At 61.4% G+C, this 6,938-nt stretch carries 6 protein-coding genes and 1 pseudogene; all 7 read right to left on the bottom strand.

Translation table 11 applies throughout. The features are described 5' to 3' along the window. Positions 1-86: 86 nt before the first annotated feature. Complete coding sequence (gene hutH / locus HX869_RS00285) at positions 87-1,625, bottom strand: histidine ammonia-lyase (RefSeq protein ID WP_085984627.1); 1,539 nt, start codon at positions 1,623-1,625, stop codon at positions 87-89. 114 nt (positions 1,626-1,739) lie between these two features. Then, positions 1,740-3,263 (bottom strand): histidine ammonia-lyase, encoded by a 1,524-nt coding sequence (gene hutH, locus HX869_RS00290; RefSeq protein ID WP_178902581.1) that lies wholly within the window; start codon positions 3,261-3,263, stop codon positions 1,740-1,742. Between the two features lie 146 nt (positions 3,264-3,409). After that, on the bottom strand, positions 3,410-4,234 hold the full coding sequence (locus HX869_RS00295; RefSeq protein WP_003209262.1) for a glycine betaine/L-proline ABC transporter ATP-binding protein: 825 nt from the start codon (positions 4,232-4,234) through the stop codon (positions 3,410-3,412). Continuing rightward, positions 4,231-5,082 (bottom strand): proline/glycine betaine ABC transporter permease, encoded by an 852-nt coding sequence (locus HX869_RS00300; protein ID WP_178902582.1) that lies wholly within the window; start codon positions 5,080-5,082, stop codon positions 4,231-4,233. The genes HX869_RS00295 and HX869_RS00300 overlap by 4 nt, the downstream gene beginning before the upstream one ends. A gap of 71 nt (positions 5,083-5,153) precedes the next feature. Continuing rightward, positions 5,154-5,301, bottom strand: a pseudogene (locus HX869_RS00305) (histidine ABC transporter substrate-binding protein); the annotation flags it as partial. Further along, entirely contained in the window at positions 5,288-6,727 is a 1,440-nt protein-coding gene (locus HX869_RS00310) for a cytosine permease (protein WP_087692903.1), read from the bottom strand. The pseudogene HX869_RS00305 and the gene HX869_RS00310, both read right to left, overlap by 14 nt. Positions 6,728-6,869: 142 nt before the next feature. Further along, on the bottom strand, positions 6,870-6,938 hold a 69-nt coding region (locus HX869_RS31765), incomplete at its 5' end, for a hypothetical protein (RefSeq protein ID WP_371317765.1).

Genomic DNA, 6,938 nt, shown 5'->3' on the forward strand with positions numbered 1-6,938 from the left:
GGTCAGGCTACGAAAGTGTTGCCTGTTCCGGCGCCATCGCAGCCTCGCCGGGGCTCGACAGCTCCCACACTGGATCGGTGTCGCTCTTACAAGCTCGGCAACAACTTCGCCGGCACCAGCTCGTTCAGGCAACGCGTTGCCAGCAGCTCACTGGCGGCATTGATGTCCGGCGCAAAGAAGCGGTCCTTCTCATAAAACGCAACTTTGCTGCGCAGGATCCCGCGCGCCTTTTCCAGCGCCGGCGAGGTTTTCAAGCCATTGCGCAGGTCCAGGCCCTGGCAAGCCGCCAACCATTCCACCGCCAGCACACCGCGGGTGTTCTCGGCCATTTCCCACAGGCGCTTGCCCGCCGCCGGGGCCATCGACACGTGGTCTTCCTGGTTGGCTGACGTCGGCAGGCTGTCGACGCTATGGGGATGCGCCAGTGCCTTGTTCTCGCTGGCCAATGCCGCCGCCGTCACCTGGGCGATCATGAAGCCGGAGTTCACACCGCCATTGCCCACCAGGAATGGCGGCAGTTGCGACATGTGCTTGTCCATCATCAACGAGATGCGACGCTCGCTCAGGGAGCCGATTTCCGCGATGGCCAGCGCCATGTTGTCCGCCGCCATGGCCACCGGTTCGGCGTGGAAGTTGCCACCGGAAATCACGTCACCTTCAGCCGCGAACACCAGTGGGTTATCCGACACGGCGTTGGCTTCCACCACCAGTACTTCGGCCGCCTGGCGGAACTGGGTCAGGCAGGCACCCATGACTTGTGGCTGGCAACGCAGGGAGTACGGGTCCTGGACCTTGTCGCAGTTCTCGTGGGATTGCGACACTTCGCTGCTTTCACCCAGCAGGGCGCGATACGCGGCCGCAGAGTCGATCTGGCCGCGTTGGCCCCGGGCAGCGTGAATGCGTGCGTCGAACGGCGAGCGCGAACCCAGCACGGCTTCCACCGTCAGGGCGCCACAGGCCAGGGCACCGGCGAACAGATCTTCGCCCTCGAACAGCCCACGCAATGCATAAGCGGTGGAAACCTGGGTGCCGTTGAGCAGCGCCAGGCCTTCCTTGGCCGCCAGGGTCAGCGGCGTCAGGCCGGCAACTTTCAGCGCTTCGGTAGCTTCCAGCCATTCGCCTTTGTAGCGGGCCTTGCCTTCGCCCAGCAGCACCAGCGACATGTGGGCCAATGGCGCCAGGTCACCGGAGGCGCCCACCGAACCTTTCAGTGGAATGTGCGGGTAGACCTCGGCATTGATCAGGGCGATCAGCGCGTCGATGACCTGCCGGCGAATCCCGGAAAAACCCCGGCTCAGGCTGTTGACCTTGAGCACCATGACCAGCCGTACCAGCGCATCGCTGATGGGCTCACCGACGCCGGCGGCGTGGGACAGCACCAGGGAACGCTGGAGGTTTTCCAGGTCTTCGCTGGCAATGCGGGTCGAGGCCAGCAGACCGAAACCGGTGTTGATGCCGTAGGCGGTGCGGTTCTCGGCGAGAATCTGTTCCACACAGGCGACACTGGCTTCGATCTGGGCCGAGGCGCTGTCATCCAGACTGAGGGTTACCGGCTGCTGGTAGATGGCCCTCAGTTGGGCAAGGCTCAGTTGGCCTGGAATCAGGTTTAGCGCAGTCACATTCATGCTCCTTTTGAGAGTGTTGTTAACTACCAGTCGCTCCGGATGCTTCCGTTATCCGCCGCTGTGCTCTTTTAGAGGATCAGTCGGCTTGGCACGCTGGTTATTGTTGGGAAAAGGTCAGTGCAAATTCGGTAGCGTGCGTTGCAGTAAGTCGGCGTCCTTGAGCAACGCGGCGGTGGCTGCGATGTCTGGCGCCAGCCAGCGGTCCTGGTCGTAGGCCGGGACGTGTTCGCGCAGCAAACGCCAGGCGGCATCGGTGCCGGCGCCGAAGCGTTGTTCCTGGAGGAACTCGAACGCCTGGGCCGCCAGCAAGTACTCGATGGCGAGGATCTGGGTGACGTTTTCCAGCACCGAATACAGCTTCAGCGCGGCGTTGGTGCCCATGCTCAGGTGGTCTTCCTGCAGGCCCGAGGTGACGAAGTTGTCGAGCACCGCCGGTTGCGCCAACTGGCGGTTTTGCCCGCACAGCGAGGCGGCGACGTACTGCACGATCATCATCCCGGAGTTGACCCCGGGGTTGCTCACCAGGAACGCCGGCAAACCACTGACGTGCGGGTTGATCAGACGGTCCAGGCGACGCTCGGCGATGGAGCCGATTTCGGCCATGGCGATGGCCAGCATGTCTGCCGCCAGGGCCACGGACTGCCCGTGGGGATTGGCCTGGGACACCACGCGGTAGCTGTCTGGCGTGCCGAGCACCAGCGGGTTATCGGTGGCACCGTTGAGTTCGGTTTCGATCTGCCGGGTGGCGTGTTCCAGTTGGTCGCGGGCCGCGCCGTGCACCTGGGGAATCGAACGGATGCTCAGGGCGTCCTGGGTACGAATGCCTTTGCTACTGGCGATCACTTCGCTGCCGTCCAGCAACGCGCGCAGGTTGATGCCCACTTGCTGCATGCCCGGGTGCGGCTTGAGCGCGATGATTTCTTCGTCGAAGGCGTCGATCTGGCCGCGCTGGCCTTCGAAGCTCATGGCACCGATCACATCGGCCCATTGCAGCAGGCGGTGCGCATCGGCCAGGGCCAGGCTGCTGAGGCCGGTCATGCACGGCGTGCCGTTGACCAGGCACAGCCCGTCCTTGGCACCGAGCACTACCGGCTGCAAACCTTCTTCAGCCAGCGCCTGGTGTGCGGGAACGATACGACCCCGATAGCTGACGTCGCCGACGCCGAGCAAGGCGACGCCAATGTGCGCCATGTGGGTCAGGTAACCCACGGACCCCTGGGACGGCACTTGCGGCGTGATGCCATGGTTGAGCAGCCCCAGCAGCGAATGCACCACCTGCGGATGCAAGCCGGATTTGCCGTGGCTGTAGTTAATGATCGCCGCGCAAATGATCGCGCGGGTTTGCTCCACACTCAGTAGCGCACCGACGCCGCAGGCATGGCTGAGCAAGGTATTGCGCGACAGCCGGCTCAGTTGTTCGTCCTTGAGCGACACGTTGCACAAGGCGCCCAGGCCGGTGTTGATGCCGTAGGCGCGCTCGCCGCTGGTGACGATGCGCTGGACGATGGCCTGTGCATTGTCGATGCGAGCCCAGGCCTGGCCCGAGAGTTCGAGGATCGCACCGTGGCGAGCCACGGCGACCACGTCCTGCCAACGCATCGGGGCGTCGGCGATGATGATTTTTTCAGCCTGGGACATCGTTGACCTCTTCATGAAATTCGCAATTGTTGTGCAGCTTCACTGGCCTCATCGCAAGCGAGCCAGCTTCCACAGGGGAAACGCATTCCAAATGTGGGAGCTGGCTTGCCTGCGATAGCCTCAGCCAACCCATCACAAATATCGGATCAAACCACCGCCACCCGCCGCTGGACAAACCGGTTCACGTACTCATCCGCCGGTGAATGCAAAATCTCGCGGGGCGTGCCGACCTGGATCAGCTTGCCGTCCTTGAGGATCGCAATGCGGTTGCCGATGCGCACCGCCTCATCGAGGTCGTGGGTAATGAACACGATCGTCTTGTGCAGGGTCTTTTGCAGCTCCAATAACTGGTCTTGCATCTCGGCACGGATAAGCGGGTCGAGCGCACTGAACGCCTCGTCCATCAGGATGATGTCGGTGTCGGCCGCCAGCGCCCGGGCCAGGCCTACACGCTGACGCATGCCGCCGGAAAGTTGATGCGGGTATTTGTTTTCATAGCCCTTGAGGCCCACGGTTTCGATCCAGTGCAGCGCACGCTCGGCGCACACTTGCCTGGTTTCACCACGCACTTTCAGGCCGTAGGCAACGTTGTCCAGCACACTCTTGTGAGGCAGCAGGCCAAAGCTCTGGAACACCATGCTGATCTTGTGCCGGCGGAATTGGCGCAAGGCTTCCATGTCCAGTTGCAGGATGTCTTCACCGTCCACCAGGATCGCACCGCTGGTAGGGTCGATCAGCCGGTTGAAGTGACGCACCAGGGTCGACTTGCCGGAACCCGACAGCCCCATGATCACGAAGATTTCACCGGTGTCGACGCTCAGGGACAGGTCGTTCACACCCACCACGCAACCAGTCTCGGCCAGCACCTCGTCCTTGCTCTTGCCCTGGCCAATCAACGCCAGTGCATCCTTGGAGCGGTTGCCGAAAATCTTGAATACGTTTTTGACTTCAATTTTGCTGACAGTAGTCATTTGCTCGCCTCATGCCGTGGACGACCATAGGCTTGCGTAATGCGGTCGATGACCACGGCAAGAATCACGATCGCCAGACCGGCTTCAAGGCCGCGTCCAACGTTGAGGGTCTGGATGCCCACCAGTACATCTTCACCCAGGCCACGGGCGCCGATCATCGAGGCGATCACCACCATCGACAGGGCCATCATGGTGGTCTGGTTGATCCCGGCCATGATGCTCGGCAGGGCCAGCGGCAGTTGCACGCCGAACAGTTGCTGCCAGCGGTTGGCACCGAAGGCGTTGATCGCTTCCATGACTTCACCGTCCACCTGGCGAATGCCCAGGTCGGTAAGACGAATCAGCGGCGGTGCGGCGTAGATCACCGTGGCGAAAATCGCCGGGACCTTGCCCAGGCCGAACAGCATCAACACCGGGATCAGGTACACGAAGCTGGGCATGGTCTGCATGATGTCCAGCAGCGGCATCAGCACCGAACGCAGGCGGTTGCTGCGGGCCGACAGAATCCCCAGGGGAATGCCGATCAGCACCGAAATCACCGTGGCCACCATCATCAGCGCCAGGGTTTGCATCAGTTTGTCCCACAGCCCGACCGCGCCCACCAGAAACAGCAGGCCGACGATCACGACGGTGGTGAACCACTTGCGAGTGGCATGCCAGGCAATACCGCCGACAATCAGCAACATCAACCACCAGGGCGCTGCGCGCAGCAAACCTTCCAGGTTAACGATGGCCCACAGCAACGTATCGGAGATGTGCCGGAACACATCGCCGTAGTTGGTCACCAGCGCATCGACCCAACTGTTGACCCAGTCGGCGATGGAAAACGTAAATCTCTCAGGAAACATAGTGTGCTCTCGATCCAGTGGATTGTGGCCGGGCGCCCGGTTGCCTGTGGCGGCAACCGGAAACGCTCAACCTACAAGGCCGCGTCGATTTTCTTGGCTGCGTTGTCGCTCACCATGCGTGCCAGAGTTCAGGATGTCCCTTGAGGAAAGTTTTCGCCAGTTTTGCTGTTTCAATTCGCTGTTTGTCATGCGTACCGGGTTCTGGTTAAGCAGGTTGAGCAGCGGCGCCCTGCACATCGGGCAGCACGAGGCGCTCAGGAATCGGGCTGTGCCATTTTTTCGCAGCCCAGTAGTACAACGCCGCCGGCACCACCAGCCCGATGATCCACGAGATATCGGTGTCGCCCAGGCTCGCGACCAGTGGGCCGGTGTAGAAATGCGTCGAGATGAACGGCATCTGAATCAGCACGCCGAACACGTAGATGCTGATGCCCATCAGGTTCCAGCGACCGTAGCGACCGTTGGGGTTGGACAGGGCCGGGATGTCATAGCGCTCTTTGGTGATGCAGTAGAAGTCCACCAGGTTGATCGCACTCCAGGGCGTGAAAAACGCCAGCAGGAACAGGATGAACGCGGAGAAATCCTTGAGGAACGAGTCCTTGCCCAGCAACGCCAGCGCGGCGGCAATCGACACCATCACGAAGATGTACAACAGCCGCGTGCCACTGCCGATATGCCGGCTGCCACGGAAACCACTGATGATTGTCGCGATCGACATGAAGCTGCCGTAGGCGTTGAGGGTGGTGACGGTGACCTTGCCGAAGGCGATGCTGAAATACAGCAGCGCCGCGACGATCCCGGTGCCGCCCAGGCCGACGATAAACGACACTTCGTGGTGAGCGAATTGCGAGCCTGCCAGGGCTGCCGCAAACACACCGAACACCATCGAAGCCTGCGCGCCGATCACCGAACCGAGGCCCACGGCCCAGAAGGTTTTCGAGGCCTGCGTGCTGCGCGGCAAGTAGCGCGAGTAGTCCGCTACATACGGGCCGAACGCAATCTGCCAGGACGCCGAGAGGGAAATCGCCAGCAGGAAACTGCTGAGGGAAAAATGCTTGTTGCCCAGCAACGCACCGATGTCGTTACCGGCCAGCAGCCTGTAGAACAGGTACACGAAGGCAACCACCCCCAGCACGCTGGCGATGCGACCGATGCCGTGGATCACCCGGTAGCCGAAGATCGTAAACACCATGATCAGCCCCGCGAACAATACGATGCCGACCCAGTCTTCAACGTGAAGCAACTGCGCCACCGCCTGCCCCGCCAGCAATGAGCCGCTGGCGGAAAAACCGATGTACATCAGGCACACCAGCACCAGTGGAATCACCGCGCCATACACGCCGAACTGCACGCGGCTGGAGATCATCTGCGGCAAGCCCAGTTGCGGGCCTTGCGCCGCATGCAGGGCCATGACGCCACCGCCCAGCAGTTGACCGATCAACAGACCGATCAACGACCAGAACACATCACCGCCCAGCACCACGGCCAGGGCCCCGGTGACGATCGCAGTGATTTGCAGGTTGGCACCCAACCACAGGGTGAACTGACTCAATAGACGGCCGTGTCTTTCCGCTTCCGGGATGTAGTCGATCGAACGCCTTTCGATCAACGGGGTGGTGCTTGCACGAGCGTCTTTTACTGCCATTTATGTTCAACCTCTGATGGATTGTTTTTGGGTGAAACGCAGATCACATGTGGGAGCGGGCTTGCTCGCGAAAGCGATGGGTCAGCTAACGACTTCAGTGACTGATACACCGCATTCGCGAGCAAGCTCGCTCCCACATTAGTTATTTGATCATCGGGAGATTGAGGCCCTGCTCTTTGGCGCAATCGATAGCGATCTGGTAGCCCGCATC

Source organism: Pseudomonas sp. P7779, from assembly GCF_013386315.1.
Classification (GTDB): domain Bacteria; phylum Pseudomonadota; class Gammaproteobacteria; order Pseudomonadales; family Pseudomonadaceae; genus Aquipseudomonas.

What these genes read in the sequence shown, in the direction of transcription:
- hutH (WP_085984627.1), bottom strand. Translation starts at nt 1,625, where the DNA reads ATGAATGTGACTGCGCTAAACCTGATTCCAGGCCAACTGAGCCTTGCC.
- hutH (WP_178902581.1), bottom strand. Translation starts at nt 3,263, where the DNA reads ATGTCCCAGGCTGAAAAAATCATCATCGCCGACGCCCCGATGCGTTGG.
- HX869_RS00295 (WP_003209262.1), bottom strand. Translation starts at nt 4,234, where the DNA reads ATGACTACTGTCAGCAAAATTGAAGTCAAAAACGTATTCAAGATTTTC.
- HX869_RS00300 (WP_178902582.1), bottom strand. Translation starts at nt 5,082, where the DNA reads ATGTTTCCTGAGAGATTTACGTTTTCCATCGCCGACTGGGTCAACAGT.
- HX869_RS00310 (WP_087692903.1), bottom strand. Translation starts at nt 6,727, where the DNA reads ATGGCAGTAAAAGACGCTCGTGCAAGCACCACCCCGTTGATCGAAAGG.